General features: G+C 70.0%; 13 protein-coding genes. 7 read left to right on the top strand and 6 right to left on the bottom strand.

The genetic code is table 11. The features are described from left to right. From HW577_RS10545 to HW577_RS10525, 5 genes are all read right to left on the bottom strand, one after another. On the bottom strand, positions 1-322 hold a 322-nt coding region (locus HW577_RS10545; RefSeq protein WP_198376098.1), incomplete at its 3' end, for an MFS transporter. Positions 323-504: 182 nt separating this feature from the next. Further along, positions 505-2,112: a GMC family oxidoreductase gene (locus tag HW577_RS10540; protein WP_332837617.1), complete on the bottom strand. Its 1,608-nt coding sequence runs from the start codon at positions 2,110-2,112 to the stop codon at positions 505-507. Beyond that, positions 2,109-3,101, bottom strand: coding sequence for a Bug family tripartite tricarboxylate transporter substrate binding protein (locus HW577_RS10535; RefSeq protein WP_198376096.1), 993 nt, complete (start codon positions 3,099-3,101; stop codon positions 2,109-2,111). The genes HW577_RS10540 and HW577_RS10535 overlap by 4 nt, the downstream gene beginning before the upstream one ends. 71 nt (positions 3,102-3,172) lie before the next feature. Next, a complete protein-coding gene (locus tag HW577_RS10530; protein WP_198376095.1) occupies positions 3,173-4,153 on the bottom strand; it encodes a threonine ammonia-lyase in 981 nt (326 codons plus the stop codon). Then, positions 4,150-5,271, bottom strand: a complete 1,122-nt coding sequence (locus HW577_RS10525; RefSeq protein ID WP_198376094.1) for an NAD(P)/FAD-dependent oxidoreductase — start codon at positions 5,269-5,271, stop codon at positions 4,150-4,152. Before HW577_RS10525 ends, HW577_RS10530 begins: the two co-directional genes overlap by 4 nt. Between HW577_RS10525 and HW577_RS10520 the strand changes: the two genes are divergently transcribed. From HW577_RS10520 to HW577_RS10495, 6 genes are all read left to right on the top strand, one after another. Further along, positions 5,203-6,801 (top strand): ABC transporter substrate-binding protein, encoded by a 1,599-nt coding sequence (locus tag HW577_RS10520; RefSeq protein ID WP_232474836.1) that lies wholly within the window; start codon positions 5,203-5,205, stop codon positions 6,799-6,801. The genes HW577_RS10525 and HW577_RS10520 overlap by 69 nt on opposite strands. A gap of 188 nt (positions 6,802-6,989) precedes the next feature. Further along, on the top strand, positions 6,990-7,823 hold the full coding sequence (locus HW577_RS10515; protein WP_232474835.1) for a carbohydrate ABC transporter permease: 834 nt from the start codon (positions 6,990-6,992) through the stop codon (positions 7,821-7,823). Further along, positions 7,823-8,722: a carbohydrate ABC transporter permease gene (locus tag HW577_RS10510; protein WP_198376092.1), complete on the top strand. Its 900-nt coding sequence runs from the start codon at positions 7,823-7,825 to the stop codon at positions 8,720-8,722. Before HW577_RS10515 ends, HW577_RS10510 begins: the two co-directional genes overlap by 1 nt. Before the next feature lie 7 nt (positions 8,723-8,729). Continuing rightward, entirely contained in the window at positions 8,730-9,830 is a 1,101-nt protein-coding gene (locus HW577_RS10505; RefSeq protein WP_198376091.1) for an ABC transporter ATP-binding protein, read from the top strand. 2 nt (positions 9,831-9,832) lie between these two features. Continuing rightward, positions 9,833-10,597: an SDR family oxidoreductase gene (locus tag HW577_RS10500; RefSeq protein WP_198376090.1), complete on the top strand. Its 765-nt coding sequence runs from the start codon at positions 9,833-9,835 to the stop codon at positions 10,595-10,597. 69 nt (positions 10,598-10,666) lie between these two features. Then, a complete protein-coding gene (locus HW577_RS10495) occupies positions 10,667-11,761 on the top strand; it encodes a malate/lactate/ureidoglycolate dehydrogenase (RefSeq protein WP_198376089.1) in 1,095 nt (364 codons plus the stop codon). 1 nt (position 11,762) lies between these two features. Here the strand turns inward: HW577_RS10495 and HW577_RS10490 are convergent, their stop codons facing one another. Further along, positions 11,763-13,592, bottom strand: coding sequence for an ABC transporter ATP-binding protein/permease (locus HW577_RS10490; protein ID WP_198376088.1), 1,830 nt, complete (start codon positions 13,590-13,592; stop codon positions 11,763-11,765). Between the two features lie 191 nt (positions 13,593-13,783). On the opposite strand from HW577_RS10490, the gene HW577_RS10485 reads away from it, so the two are divergent. Beyond that, the coding region (locus HW577_RS10485; protein ID WP_198376087.1) for a hypothetical protein at positions 13,784-14,408 on the top strand (625 nt) is incomplete at its 3' end.

Genomic DNA, 14,408 nt, shown 5'->3' with positions numbered 1-14,408 from the left:
CAGCGCGGCGTCCCGCTTCCGGCCCGCCGGCGAGTTCCGCTGCCCAGGCGGTGGCGCCGCCGGCGACGAGCCCGATGGCCAGGCCCTGGAGGGCGCGCGCGACGGCCAGCGCGGCGAGGCCGGGTGCCGCGACGAGGGCCAGCGTCGACAGCCCCGCCAGGACGAGCCCCGCCAGCACGCAGGGCTTGCGCCCAATGCGGTCCGACAGTCCGCCGAGCAAGGGCGCGGTGATGATCAGCGTGCCAGCGTAGGCGATGAAGGCGGCCGCCAGGCCGCCGGCGCCGCCGCCGTCACGGTCGGCATAGGCGGTGAAGAGCGGCATCGCGAGCGTGGTGGAGAAGCCGATGGCGAAGACGGCCGCGCCGATAGCGGCGATGCCGTAGGATGATTCGCGTCGCGGAGCCAGACCGCCGGGCCCTTCGGCCCCGCCGTCATCGGATGTGCTGGCGGCGCGTATCCGGTCCAGACCTGCAGGACCTGTGCCTCTGCGGTCATCGGATACGGTCACGAACCCGCCCGGATGAAGCCCGCGCAGCGCTCGGCGACCAGCATCACCGCGGGCTGGATGTTGGGGGAAGGGATCAGCGGGAAGGCGGAGGCATCCGCGACGCGCAGCCCCGCGACGCCGCGCAGCCGCAACTGAGGGTCGAGCACCGCCATCGGATCGTTGGCACCCCCCATCCGTGCCGTGCCGCAGGGATGGAAGACGGTGCCGGCGGTGGCGCGGATGTTCTCCAGGATCGCCTCGTCGCTCGCGGCCGCGGGTCCCGGACGCAGCTCCTCCTCGATCAGTGCTGCGAGCGGCGTTTGCGCAGCGATGCGACGCCCGAGATGGGCGGCGCCGAGCATCACGCGCACATCATTCGGATGGTCGAGATAGTTGGCGCGGATGCCGGGTTTTTCCCGCGTGTCGGGGGATCGGAGGAAGACCTCGCCGCGGCTGTCGGGGCGGCAGACACCGTAATTGAACATGAAGCCCGGGAAGTCATGCAGGCCCTTCTCATAGGCGAAGGTGGAGAAGTTCACGAAGAGGAACTGAACCTCCGCCTCCTCGGCGCCCGGCGTGACGCGGGCGAAGGCATTCGCCTCTCCCGCGCCGATCGAGAGCGGCCCGGTGCGGGAGAGCAGGTAGTCGAGCCCCATCTTCGCCTGCCGCAGCGGGGAACGCATGACCTCGTTCAGCGTGCCGCATGGCTTCGTGCGGTAGATGCATTTCGCGATCAGGTGGTCCTGCAGGTTCCGCCCGACGCCTGGGCTGTGCTGCGCAACCGGGATGCCGAGGGCGCGCAGCGCTTCGCCGTCCCCGATCCCGGACAGCATGAGAAGCTTCGGCGTCTCGATCGCGCCGGCGGAGCAGACGATTTCTCGCCTCGCCCGGAAGGCTACGGGGCGGCCGTCCTGCTGCGCCTCGACCGCGACGGCGCGGCCGGCCTCGACAACGATGCGCGTCGCCAGCACGCCGGTCTCGACGCGGAGGTTGCCGCGCCGCATGGCCGGGCGAAGATACTCCTTCGCGGTGGAGGAACGCCGCCCGCCATTGACGTTGAGCTGCACGGGCCCGGCGCCGTCGATCGCGGTGCCGTCGTTCCAGTCACGGTTGCGCGGCAGGCCGGCGGCGAGGCACGCCTCGACGAAGGCGGCGGCTGCCGGCGCCAGGCGGCGCGGTTCCCGCACATGGATCGCGCCATCCGCGCCGCGGGCCGGGTCGGGCGCGCCGTCCCAATGTTCGATGCGCCGAAAGATCGGTGCCACGTCCTCGTAGGACCAGCCCGTCGCTCCGGCCTGCGCCCAGCGGTCGTAGTCGTGGGGGCTGCCGCGCAGGAAGACCAGGCCGTTCACGCTGCCCGAGCCGCCGAGCACCTTGCCGCGCGGCCAGTGGATGCGGCGGTCCTTCAGGTTCGGCTCGGGCTCGGTCTCGTAGCGCCAGTCGTATTTCCCGCTGCCGTAAAGCTTCGCGTAGCCCGCGGGCAGCGAGATCCAGATGTCGCGGTCGGGTGGCCCGGCTTCCAGCAGAAGCACGCGGCAGGACGGATCCTCGGAAAGGCGGGCTGCCAGGATGCAGCCTGCGCTGCCGCCGCCGACGATGACGATGTCGGCCGCGGTGTCGGTCACTGCTCCATCCGCACGCCGGTGCGCTCGACCACGCCCTTGAACTTCTCGAGTTCGCTCTGGAAGAAGGCGCGCGCGTCGGCCGGCGTGTTCGGCCGCGTCCATGGCGTGATGCCGGCGACGAGGAAGCGGTCGCGCAGCTGGGCATCGCGCAGCGCGCTGTTGATCGCGCGGTTCAGCGCCTCGGTCACCGGGGCGGGCATGCGCGGCGGCCCGACCACGGCGAACCAGTTGCCGAGGTCGAAGCCCGGGATCCCTGATTCGGCGAGGGTCGGGATGTCCGGGAAGGCCGGGAAGCGCTCGAGCCCCGTCAGCGCGATGCCGCGGACCCGGTTGTCGCGCACCTGCGCGGCGGCGGAGGCCAGGACGGCGACGCCCCAGGCTGTCTCGCCGCGCGCGATGCTTTCTACCATCAGGCCGCCAGAGCGGTAGGGCACATGCGCGAAGCGGCCGCCGAGGTTGAGCGAGACGGCGATCGCTTCCCCCGCGAAGTGGGGAATGGAACCGACCCCGGAGGAGGCATAGGGCATGTCGTCCTGGGGGCCGGCGCGCAGGCGCTGCACGGCCTCCGCCGCGTTCGCCGCCGGGAAGTTCGGCTTGGCGACGAGGATGAGCGGCCCGTTCGCGACGATGGCGACATGGGTGAAGTCCTCCATCGGATTGTAGCGCGTGCCGCCCTGCATGGCGTTCGGGATCAGCACGTGGGACGACGCCTCGTTCAGCATCAGCACATGCCCGTCGGCCGGCTGACGGCGCAGCCAGTCGGCGGCGACGGTGCCTGACGCGCCGGGCCGGTTCTCCACGACGATACGCGCATTCTGCCCCAGGAAGCCCTGCATCCGGTCGGCAAGCAGCCGCGCCGTGATGTCGGTCGAGCCGCCCGGCGCGAAGCCGCTGACCAGCGTGATGGTGCGGTCGGGGAAGGATTGTGCGCGCGCGACGGCGGGCAGGGCGAGGATGGCGGAGGCGGCAAGCAGGCTGCGGCGGTGCATGGCGTTTCCCTGGCGTGTTGTACTTGTGCCCGCAGGGAAGCGCCGAACGGCCGCTGCGGCAAGGCCGGCGATCAGGCGGCGAGCGCCCGCGCGAAGACGGCCGGATCGACATTCCCGCCGCTGATCACCACGCCGATGACGCCGCCCTTCGCCGCGACCTTGCCCGCCAGCACGGCTGCGAGCGCCACCGCCCCTCCGGGCTCGGCGACGATCTTCAGATGCTCGAAGGCGAAGCGCATGGCTCGGAACACCTCAGCTTCCGTGACCACGATGCCGCCGGCGAGATGCCGGTGGTTGATCGCGAAGGTCAGCGCGCCGGGCTGCTTCGACAGCAGCGCATCGCACAGCCCGCTGCCGGTGACGGTGTTCGCCACCCGCCGCCCGGCTTCGAGCGAGCGCTTCGTGTCGTCCCAGCCTTCGGGTTCGACGGCATAGACCTCCGCGCGCGGGGCGAGCGCTTCCAGCGCCAGCACGCAGCCCGCCGTAAGCCCGCCGCCGCCCGTGCAGACCGCGAAGGCGTCCGGCATCAGGCCGAGCGCCCCGGCATCCTCCAGAAGTTCGAGCGCCGCGGTGCCCTGGCCGGCGATCACGTCCGGATGGTCGAAGGGCGGGATGATGGTTGCGCCGCGTTCGGCGGCGAGGACGCCGGCCAGCGTGTCCCGGTCCACCCCGTGCCGGTCGAAGGGGACGATCTCCGCACCCCAGCGCCGCGTCGCCTCCACCTTGATGGCGGGCGCGTCGGCCGGCATGGCGATGGTCGCGCGCATGCCGAGCATGTGGGCCGCCGCTGCGCAGGCCTGGCCGTGATTGCCCGAGGAATGGGTGACGATGCCGCCGCGTCGCGCCTCGGGGTCCATCAACAGCACTGCATTGGTCGCGCCGCGCAGCTTGAAGGACCCGGTGCGCTGGAGCGGTTCGGGCTTCACCAGAACGGTCGCGCCCGTCACCTCGTCCAGCCGCCGGTGGCGCAGCAGCGGCGTGCGCACGATGCGCCCGGCCAGGCGCGCGGCGGCGGCGCGCACATCGTCGAAGCTTGGCAGCGGCGCGGTCATGCGGCATTCCTCCGGCTGAAGCGGCGGGGGTCGCAGAGCGGAACGGCGGCCGCGAGGTCGCCCGGATCCTGCCCCGCCGCGAGTGCGGACAGAAGCCGCCCGGCCGCCGGCGCGGTCTGCATGCCATAGCCGCCCTGGCCGACCATCCAGAAGAAGCCGCGCTCCACCCCTTCGCCGATGGCAAGGCCGCGGTCCGGCGTGAAGCTGCGCAGGCCCGCCCAGCGGTGCTCGATGCGGCTGACCGGGATGTCGAGCGCCTGCTGCATGCGGTCGACCGCGACGGCGACGTCGATTTCGTCAGGCTGCGCGTCGCAGGGCTCGCTGTCGGTCTCGTCGGCCGGGCTGACCATGAGCTTGCGTCGTGCCTCGGCGCGGACGTACCAGGAATGGCCCGCATCGCCGAGCAGCGGCCAGTCAGCACAATCGTGCGCGCCGGGATCGATGATGCAGGCGGTGCGGCGCTTGGGTTGCAGGCCGATCCCGGGCTCGCCGGCGATGCGCGCGACCTCGTCGCCCCAGGCGCCGGCGGCGTTGACGATGACGGGGGCGGAGAAGACGGCGCCGGTCGCCGTTTCGGCATGCCAGGCGCCGTCCTTGCGCCAGATGCGCCCGGCACGACTGCGCAGCGCCAGCACGCCGCCCGCGGCGCGGGCCTGGCGCAGGAAGCCCTGGTGCATGGCGGCGACGTCGATGTCGAAGCAATCCTTCTCGACCGCGGCGAGCGCGGCGTAGTCGGGGCGCAGCGCCGGCACCATGGCGCGGACCTGCTCGAGCGCGATCTCGCGCATGTCGTCGCCCTCGGCGATCATCTCACGCAGATGGTCCACCTGTTCGGGCGGGGCGAGGTGGATGACGGGCCGCGGGCGCATCAGCGGCCCCTCGGCGAAGCCCGGCGGCGGGTTTTCGAAGAAGGCGCGCGACGCGGCGGTCAGGATCCGGGCATCCGGGCTGCCGTAGTTGCGGATCCAGATGGCCGCCGACCGTCCTGTCGCGTGGTACCCGGCGCTTTCCTCCGCTTCCAGCAGGGCGACCCGGCGCGTGGCGGCAAGATGCGCGGCAGCGGTGGCGCCGGCGATTCCGGCGCCGATGACGATGGCATCGAAGGCGTGGTGGTCCATGGGCGGAGCGTGCGGCGGGTGCGGCCGGCGCGCAAGCGCGAGGCGCATGCGCCGTCCGTTACGTTCGCCGGAGGTTGCCACGCGCGAATTTCCCTGACTAACCTTCCGGTTACCGACAAGCGGGCCCGGCACCGAGGTCCGCCCCGGGGAGAGAACGGAAGGGAAAGCATGTCCAAAAACGGGATCACCCGGCGCAACGTGATGCGCAACGGGGCTGGCGTTCTGGCCGCGACCGCGGTCGGCGCGCCCATGGTGCATGCGCAGGGCACGGCCGGGTCGCTGCGCTTCGCTTTCTGGGACCACTGGGTTCCCGGTGCGAATGCCGCGCTGCAACAGCTGGCGCAACGCTGGGGCGCGCAGAACCGCGTCAACATGACGCTCGATTTCATCAACACCACCGGCAACCAGCTGCAGTTGACCATCGCGGCGCAGGCGCAGTCCCGCAGTGGCCATGACGGCATCAGCCTGCTGCCATGGGACCCCGGCACCTATGCGAGCCAGCTCGAGCCCTGCGACGACGTGATGAGCCGGCTGTCGGCCAAGTATGGTGCCGTCAACCCTGTCGCGGAGTTTCTCGGCAAGCGGGAGGGCGCGTGGCGCGGGGTGCCGGCCACGGCGGGAACCCAGACCAAGCCGGCCTGCGTCCGCTTCGACCTGCTTCAGCAGCATGCCGGGATCGACATCCGCGCCATGTGGCCCGCGCGCGGCGAGCGCGGCCCGACCGCCGACACCTGGACCTGGGACACCTTCCTGACCGCCGCCGAGGCGTGTCACCGGGCGGGCTTCCCCTTCGGCCTGCCGATGGGCCAGTTCACCGATGCGGTCGACTGGGTGGGGGCGCTGTTCCTTTCCTACGGCGCGCGCATCACCGACGAGCGCGGCAATCCCACGATCCGCGGCAACCAGGAATTGCGCCAGGCCATTGACTACGCGGTCCGGCTTTCGCGTTTCCTGCCCAACGATGTCTGGGCCTGGGACGACGCGTCGAACAATCGCGCGCTGATCTCGGGCCGCTCGGCGCTGATCTTCAATCCGCCTTCGGCCTGGGCGGTGGCCAAGCGCGATGCCCCCCAGGTGGCCGAGAACTGCTGGACCGTGCCGATGCCAGCCGGGCCGCGCGGGCGCTTCCTGGCCTATCTGCCCTACATCACCGGCATCTGGGCGTTCGGGCGCAACAAGACGGCGGCCAAGTCGTTCCTGGAGTTCATTTCCGAGCGCGAGAGCGCGGAACTGTGCTCGACCATGTCGCAGGGCTACGATATCCCGCCCTTCCTGAGCATGGCCGACTTCCCCGTGTGGGAGCGCGAAGGACCGCCGGTCGGGACGATCTACAACTACCCGCTGAAGGCGCACCAGCAGGCGACGTATTCCATCGCCTTCTCGCCGGCACCTCCTGAGCTGGCGCAGCAGATGTACATCCGCGCGCTCAACACCCAGGTCATCGCCCGCATCGCGCAGGGTGGCGAGAGCATGGACACCGCGCTCGGCTGGCTCGAACGCGAGATCAACAACATGCGCCGCGGCGGCTAGGCCACGGCACGACCGCAAGGCGTGGCGGCGGGGCAGTAGCCCCCCGCCGCCACGCAACGTCGACGAGCGGCTTCGCGGGGACCATCCTCATGGCGGACGGCACGGTGATGATTCAGGGTGCGCCGGGATCGGTGGCGAACTCGTCGTTCAGGCGGTTCGCACGGAGGCGCTCGACCATCGCCTTCCTCATGACGCTGCCGCTCATCCTGGTGATCGGCGGGCTGGTGGCCTGGCCGGCGGGCTACGCGATCTACCTGTCGATGCTGAACCGCCGGATGACCCAGTTCATCGGGCTGACGAATTTCGAGATCCTTCTCGAATCCGACAGTTTCCGCATGGTGATCTTCCAGTCGGTGTTCTTTGCCGTGACCGCCGTGATCCTGAAGGCGCTGATCGGCTTCTGGCTGGCGCACATGCTGCACCACCTTCCCACCAAGGGGCAGCGCAAGTGGCGCGGCATGCTGCTGGTGCCCTGGGTGATCCCGCCGGCGCTGTCCACGCTCGGCTGGTGGTGGATGTTCGACCCGTCCTATTCCTCGATCAACTGGCTTCTGGCGATCTTCGCGGTGCCATCTGTGCCGTGGCTGGGCGAGCCATGGTGGGCGCGGATCAGCGTCATCATCGTCAATGTCTGGTACGGCGCGCCCTTCTTCATGATCATGTATCTCGCGGCGCTCAAATCGGTGCCAGAGCAGTTGTACGAGGCGGCGGCGATCGACGGCGCAACCTCCTCCCAGCGGCTGCGCTACGTGACGCTGCCGATGATGCGCAACATCATCTCGATCACCGTGCTGTTCAGCCTGATCGTGACCTTCGCGAACTACGACATCGTCCGGGTGCTGACCAATGGCGGTCCGCGCGACCTCACGCACGTCTTTGCTTCCTACGCCTTCCAGGTTGGCATCCTGGCCGGCAACATCCCGCGCGGCGCGGCGGTCAGCCTCTTCATGTTCCCGATCCTGGGCGTGATCGCCTTCTTCGTGTTGCGCGGCATCAACAGGCGAAACCGGGAGGAGGCGTGATGTCCAGCACGAGCGCACCGCAGGCGCATCCACGCGGCATCTTCCACAAGGCCGGCAGCCTTCGCGCCGAACGGCGCTGGGCTCTGTGGAGCGCCTACATTTCGCTGGTGGTGGCAGCGGTCATCATGCTCGCGCCGCCGGTCTACATGCTGCTGACCAGCATCAAGACCAGTGCCGAGATCGCCGACCTGTCGGGCAACCCGTGGTGGGTGCGCGCGCCGACGCTCGAGAACTACCTGGCGCTGATCAACAACCCGATGTTCCGGGGGTTCTTCTGGAACAGCGTCAAGGTGACCGTCGCCGTGGTCAGCATCTCGATGGTGATCTCGGTGCTTGCCGCCTTCGCGCTCGGGCGCATGCGCTTCTGGGGGAGCCAGGTGCTCGCAACAGGCGTGTTCTTGACCTACCTGGTGCCCGACACGCTGCTGTTCATCCCGCTGTACCAGATCGTCGGAGGTCTGGGGCTGCTCGACAACGCCTGGGGGCTGGTCCTGGTCTATCCGACTCTGACCGTGCCCTTCTGCACCTGGATCATGATCGGCTACTTCGCCTCGATCCCGAAGGAGTTGGACGAGGCTGCGCTGATCGACGGAGCCAACTGGCTTCAGATGCTCACGCGCATCTTCATCCCCGTGGCGCTGCCCGGCATCATCGCGGCGACAATCTTCGCCTTCACCGTTTCCTGGGCGGCCTTCGTATATCCGACGGCCTTCATCACCTCGCCGTCCGAGATGCCGATGACGATCGGCGTCGTCAGCCAGCTGATCCGCGGCGACACCTTCGCCTGGGGCCAGTTGATGGCCGGCGCGCTGCTGGCGGCGCTGCCGCCCGTGATCGTCTACGCCTTCCTCATGGATTACTACATCGCCGGGCTGACCGCCGGCGCGACGAAAGGCTGAACGACCGATGGCTGAGGTTTCGCTTCGCAAGATCGTCAAGGCGTATGAAGGCGGCGTCCAGGCGGTCAAGGGCATCGATCTTGAGATCCAGGATCACGAATTCGTCGTCCTCGTCGGCCCCTCCGGCTGCGGCAAGTCCACCACGCTGCGCATGATCGCGGGGCTGGAGGAGATCACGGCTGGCGAGATCGCCATCGGCGGCACGGTCGTAAACGACATCCCTCCACGCGATCGCGACATCGCGATGGTGTTCCAGAACTACGCCCTGTATCCGCACATGTCGGTCTACGAGAACATGGCCTTCGGCCTGACGCTGCGGAAGTTCCCGAAGGCCGAGATCGACAAGCGGGTGAAGGAAGCCGCGCGCATCCTCGACATCACTCCGCTGCTGGAGCGCAAACCCAAGGCGCTGTCGGGCGGCCAGCGCCAGCGCGTCGCGATGGGCCGCGCGATCGTCCGCGACCCGAAGGTGTTCCTGTTCGACGAGCCGCTGTCCAACCTCGACGCCAAGCTGCGCGTGCAGATGCGCACCGAGATCAAGAAAGTGCACCAGACGGTGCGTACCACCACCGTATATGTCACCCACGACCAGGTGGAGGCACTGACGCTCGCCGACCGCGTCGTGGTGATGAACCACGGCATCATCGAGCAGGTCGGACCGCCGCAGGAGCTCTACCATCACCCGGCGACGAAGTTCGTCGCGGGCTTCATCGGCAGCCCAGCGATGAACTTCATCCCGGCGCAGCTCGAGGAAGCCTCGGGCGGCCTCAACATCGTCATCGCCGGAGGCATGTCGCTGCCGGTGCCGCCCTCACGCGTCGACCGCTACCGCGGGCACGCCGGCAAGCCGGTCCTTTTCGGCATCCGCCCCGAACACCTCACCGACGACAAGACGACCGACAAGCACCACCTCGAGCCGCTCAGCCTGACGCCCGAGGTGATCGAGCCCATGGGCATGGAGACGCTCGCGCACTTCAAGCTCGAGGGCACCGAGATCTCCGCGCGCCTCGACCCGTCCACCCCGGCCGAGGTCGGCAAGCCGCTCGCCCTGCTCGCGCATATGGGGCAGATGCACCTCATCGACCCCGCCACCGACAAGGTTATCTGAACATGCAGCGTCTTTCGGGCAAGACAGCCTGGGTCACCGGCGCGGGCACCGGCATCGGCCGCGCCGTCGCCATCGCCTTCGCCGCCGAGGGTGCCAAGGTCGCGCTGACTGGCCGCCGCACCGCGCCGCTCGAGGAAACCGCGGCCATGCTGCCGTCCGGCAGCGCGGTGGTCGTCCCGGCCGACCTGACCGACGCGGCGCAGGTTGAGGCCGCGGCGAAGCGCGTCGCGGCCGAACTCGGCGGGCCCGACATCCTGGTGAACAATGCGGGCGTGAACCTGCCGCGCCGCTACCTGCACCAGCTGAACCCGGAGAGCATCCGCGCGCTGGTGGACGGCAACCTGACCGCACCCTTCCTCACCTCGGTGGCAGCCCTGCCGGCCATGAAGGCGCGTGGCGGCGGGCTGATCATTCAGATCGCATCGATGGCGGGCAAGCGCATCTCCTTCCTTTCGGGGCCCGGGTACACGGCGGCCAAGCACGGCTTCGTCGCGCTGTCGCAGGCCATCAACCAGGAGAACGGCATCCACAACATCCGCTCGACCTGCATCTGCCCGGGCGAGGTGGACACGCCGATCCTGCGCAACCGCCCCGTGCCGGTGCCGGATGAGGAGCTGAAGCGCCTGCTAAAGCCCGAGGACATCGCCGCCATGGCGCTGTTCGTCGCCACCATGCCGGCCCATGTCTGCATCTCGGAAATGCTCGTGACGCCGACCTGGATGCGGTCGCTGGCCCCGGAGGCGCAGCGTATCGCGGCCATGCCCTAGGCGCGCGCGCACCGCCTGGACCGCCTGCCGCATCGGGGCCACTCTCCGCGGCCCGGAGGAAACCCCACCATGGATCAGCTGCCCGCGGACACGCTCCGCATTCCCGTCGAGGCCCTGACCGCTCTCGTGCGCGACGTCTTCGTCGCCGCGGGCTGCGACGCCGCGGAATCGAACCGCATCGCGACGCATCTGGTCGGCGCGAACCTGGCTGGCCATGACAGCCATGGCGTGGTGCGCGTGCCCCGCTACGTCGAATGGCTCGAGGCCGGCTTCGTCGTGAAGGGCCAGGATGCGGAGATCGTCACCGATGGCGGCGCCTTCGCGCTGCTCGACGGCAAGTGGGGCTTCGGCCAGACGGTCGCGCCGCAGGCGGTGGCACTCGGAATCGCGCGGGCGCAGCAGCACGGCGTCGCGGTCACCGCACTGCGCAACGCCGGCCATATCGGGCGCGTGGGCGACTACGCCGAACAGGCCATCGCCGCGGGACTGATTTCCATCCACTTCGTCAATGTCGCGGGCAGCGTGCTCGTCGCCCCCTTCGGCGGCGTGGAGCGGCGATTCTCGACGAACCCGGTCGCGATCGGCGTGCCGCTGCCGGGCCGGCCGCTGGTGCTGGACTTCGCGACCTCGCTGGTTGCCGAAGGTAAGGTGCTGGTCGCCTCCTCCGGCGGAAAGAAGCTGCCGGAAGGCGCGTTGATCGAACCCGACGGGCGGCTTTCCACCGACCCGCACACGCTCTATGGGCCCTATGACGCGGTCGGGCCGCGCAATCCCTCCAATGGCCTCGGCGCGATCCGCGCCTTCGGGGAGCACAAGGGCTCGGGCCTCGCCTTCATGTGCGAAATGCTGGCCGGCTGCCTGACTGCCGGCGGCACCAGCGGGCCGATCAACGAGCGCGGGCGCATCGCCAACGGGCTGCTCTCGATCTTCCTCTCGCCGAAGCATTTCGGCACGCAGGCGGAATTCGAGCGGATGGGCCTCGTCTACGCCGACTGGATCTCGGCCTGCCGTCCGGCCGATCCGGACGCGCCGGTGCTGCTGCCCGGGGAGCCCGAGGCGCAGCGCCGAGTCGACCGCACCGCGCATGGGGTGCCGCTGCCGCAGGAGACGTGGTCGAACATCCTGGCCACCGCCACGCGGCTCGGAGTGAAGAGCCCGCTCTGAGCTACCGCCCGTCGCGGTGCCCGTAGCCGCCGCGCAGCCAGTCCACCACGGGCAGCGGGCGGCGGCGCGGCTGCGCCGCGGCCTCGCGCCGGGCGCGGATCTCCCGCAGCAGCACCTCCCCGTCCGACCGGCGCGTCAGGGTCAGCCGCCGCGTGAAGCGGTCCGACGCACCCGGATGCCGGCCCATCACGAGCAGCCCGGCCTGTGGCAGTTCGCGCGCCAGCAGGTCGATCATCGCGTCGGCATCGGCGGGCTCCAGCGCCGCCGTCGTGTCGCCCAGCAGGATCCAGCGCGGCCGGTGCAGCAGGATGCGTGCGAAGGCGATGCGCTGCAGCTCGACGATGCCGAGGTCGCGGTCCCAGTCGCGCGCCTCCTCCAGCCGTTCTGACAGGACATCGAGGCCGGTCGCGGAGAGGGCGCGGACCACCTTCGCTGTCGGATGCGCCGTCGCCGCTTCGGGGAAGACGAGCGCCTCGTGTAGGCGTCCTTCCGGCAGGTGGGGTCGTTCGCCGATCGTCGTCACGCCATCGTCCGGCGGCAGGTCGACGATTCCCTGTCCCCAGGGCCAGATGCCCGCCAGCACGCGGAACAGCACCTGCGCCGCCTCGACGTCGCCATCCACCAGGGCGCGCTCGCCGACCGTCACCTGCAGCGTGATGTCCGACAGCAGCGCCGTGCCGTCCGGCGTCGCGACGCAAAGCCCGCGTGCGCCGATCCGCCCTGCGCTTCGGTCGAGGACGATCGCGTCGGGCCCTTGGCGGGCCGCTTCCGTCGCGACGATGCGCACCCCTTCCTCGAGCGCGAGCACGCGCTCGACCGAGGCGCGCCATTCGGCGATGCGGGCAAGATTGTCGACCGGCCAGGACAGCGCCGCGGTGACCTGCTGGAAGGCCTGCGCCGTCTGCATCAGCGCGCCGAGCGAGATGGTCCCCGCGATGTAGCGCGGCGTCGCGACGAGGATGGGGAAGACCGGCGCAAGCATCAGGTAGCCCGCCGAGAAGCCCGTCAGGCGCGACAGCCCCTGTGTCTGCGCCGACCAGGCGGGCCCGATCGCGTCGAACAGCGCGGCGACACGCGTCCGCTCCCGCGGCTCCCCGCGCGCGAGGGCGATCGGCTCGGCGGTTTCGCGCGCGCGGACCAGGCCGAAGCGGAAATCGGCCTCCCGCGTCTGGCGCAGATCGGTCGCACGAACGAGCGGCCGGCCGAGCAGGAAGGCGACCACCGAGCCTACCGCCGCATAGGCGACCGAGAGTGCGACCATGTGTCCCGGCACGTCGAGGCCGAGCACCGCGATGCGCCCCGAGAGCGTCCAGAGCACGCCGACGAAGGTGACGAGCAGCAGCGTCGCGTAGAGCAGCGAATGGGCGAGGTCGACGGCGTGCTCGGTCGCGATGCGGATGTCCTCGGCGATGCGGCCGTCCGGATTGTCGTGATCGCCGGGGATCTGCGCGACCTGGTAGTGCCGCGCCTCCTCCATCCAGTCGCCGACGACGCGGCGCGTCAGCCAGTCCCGCCAGGCGAGGCAGAGCCGGCGCCGCGCGACCATGTGAAAGGCGTTGGCGAGGACCGCGGCGGCGACGATGCCGGCGAAGATGCCGATCTGATCGAGGAAGCGCTCCATCGAGCGACGTTCCAGCGCGTCGAAGAAATCGGCGTTCCAAAGGTTGAGCCGGATCGCAAGCCCGACCTGCGCCGCACCGAGCAGCACCATGGAGAGCGTCCAGAACCGGGCGCGCCAGCGCTGCGGCCCAGCCAGCCAGAAAGGCCCGGCGAGCCGCAGGAAGTCGCGGAAGAAGCGGCCCTGGTGGGCCTGGGCGGCGGGATCGGTCATCCGGGACGTGGCGATGCTGTGCGCATGGGTCCTCGAGGATAGAATGCCGACCGGCGGTCCTGGTTCCAAGGCACGGCGGCATGGCAGTTCGATGGCGGGGTGGCCCGTCCCGGGCGCGACATGAACGGCTGACTCGCGGCGCCATGACGCGCTATGACTGCGGCGCGACCAACGCCAGGAGACCGGACAGGATGAGCGAGACCGCCGTCACCGTGCAGCCGATGCGCTACCTCGACAAGGCGATGGGCGCGCTGCGCGACCTCGGCCTGCCGATGCCGACGGCCTCGGCCGAGGAATCGCCCATCACCGGGCTGCTGTCCAAGATCATGGAGGTGGATGCCGACCGTGTCACGCTGATCGCCCGGGTGCTGAACCAGGCCTCGACCTTCAACGAGGTGGTGCGCGAGCAGATCAAGGCGATGGAGGTCGGCGAGCGGTACGAGACCATCACGACCGCCTTCAATTCGATCCGCGACGACGCGCGCGGGATGGTCGCGCAGATGGAGGACGGCCGGATCTCCACCATGGAGCGCCTGTCCAACATCTGGCAGAAGGCGACGCGCGGCGACATCGCCTCCCGCTTCAACAAGATCCGCGACACCTATCTGGAAGTGTCGAAGGACACGAAGGAGAACATCGACCGCGAGCACGCGATCCTGGAAGCCTATCGGGATTTCCGCGGCGCGCTGAAGCAGGGCGAGGTCCTGGCGCTCGAGGTGCTGAAGTCGGCCGAAGGGCGGCTCGCCGCCGCCAAGGCGGCGACCGACGCCGCGGTGAAGGCCGCCGAGGCCGCCGCGGCCGCCGAGCCGGCCGAAC

This window comes from Neoroseomonas rubea (assembly GCF_016106015.1).
Lineage (GTDB): Bacteria > Pseudomonadota > Alphaproteobacteria > Acetobacterales > Acetobacteraceae > Neoroseomonas > Neoroseomonas rubea.
The sequence above is the reverse complement of the archived record's forward strand: the minus strand, read 5'-3'. Positions and strand labels throughout refer to the sequence as shown.

What these genes read in the sequence shown, in the direction of transcription:
- HW577_RS10490 (WP_198376088.1), bottom strand. Translation starts at nt 13,592, where the DNA reads ATGACCGATCCCGCCGCCCAGGCCCACCAGGGCCGCTTCTTCCGCGAC.
- HW577_RS10495 (WP_198376089.1), top strand. Translation starts at nt 10,667, where the DNA reads ATGGATCAGCTGCCCGCGGACACGCTCCGCATTCCCGTCGAGGCCCTG.
- HW577_RS10530 (WP_198376095.1), bottom strand. Translation starts at nt 4,153, where the DNA reads ATGACCGCGCCGCTGCCAAGCTTCGACGATGTGCGCGCCGCCGCCGCG.
- HW577_RS10510 (WP_198376092.1), top strand. Translation starts at nt 7,823, where the DNA reads ATGTCCAGCACGAGCGCACCGCAGGCGCATCCACGCGGCATCTTCCAC.
- HW577_RS10535 (WP_198376096.1), bottom strand. Translation starts at nt 3,101, where the DNA reads ATGCACCGCCGCAGCCTGCTTGCCGCCTCCGCCATCCTCGCCCTGCCC.
- HW577_RS10515 (WP_232474835.1), top strand. Translation starts at nt 6,990, where the DNA reads ATGACGCTGCCGCTCATCCTGGTGATCGGCGGGCTGGTGGCCTGGCCG.
- HW577_RS10505 (WP_198376091.1), top strand. Translation starts at nt 8,730, where the DNA reads ATGGCTGAGGTTTCGCTTCGCAAGATCGTCAAGGCGTATGAAGGCGGC.
- HW577_RS10500 (WP_198376090.1), top strand. Translation starts at nt 9,833, where the DNA reads ATGCAGCGTCTTTCGGGCAAGACAGCCTGGGTCACCGGCGCGGGCACC.
- HW577_RS10525 (WP_198376094.1), bottom strand. Translation starts at nt 5,271, where the DNA reads ATGGACCACCACGCCTTCGATGCCATCGTCATCGGCGCCGGAATCGCC.
- HW577_RS10520 (WP_232474836.1), top strand. Translation starts at nt 5,203, where the DNA reads ATGCGCGGCAGCGGTGGCGCCGGCGATTCCGGCGCCGATGACGATGGC.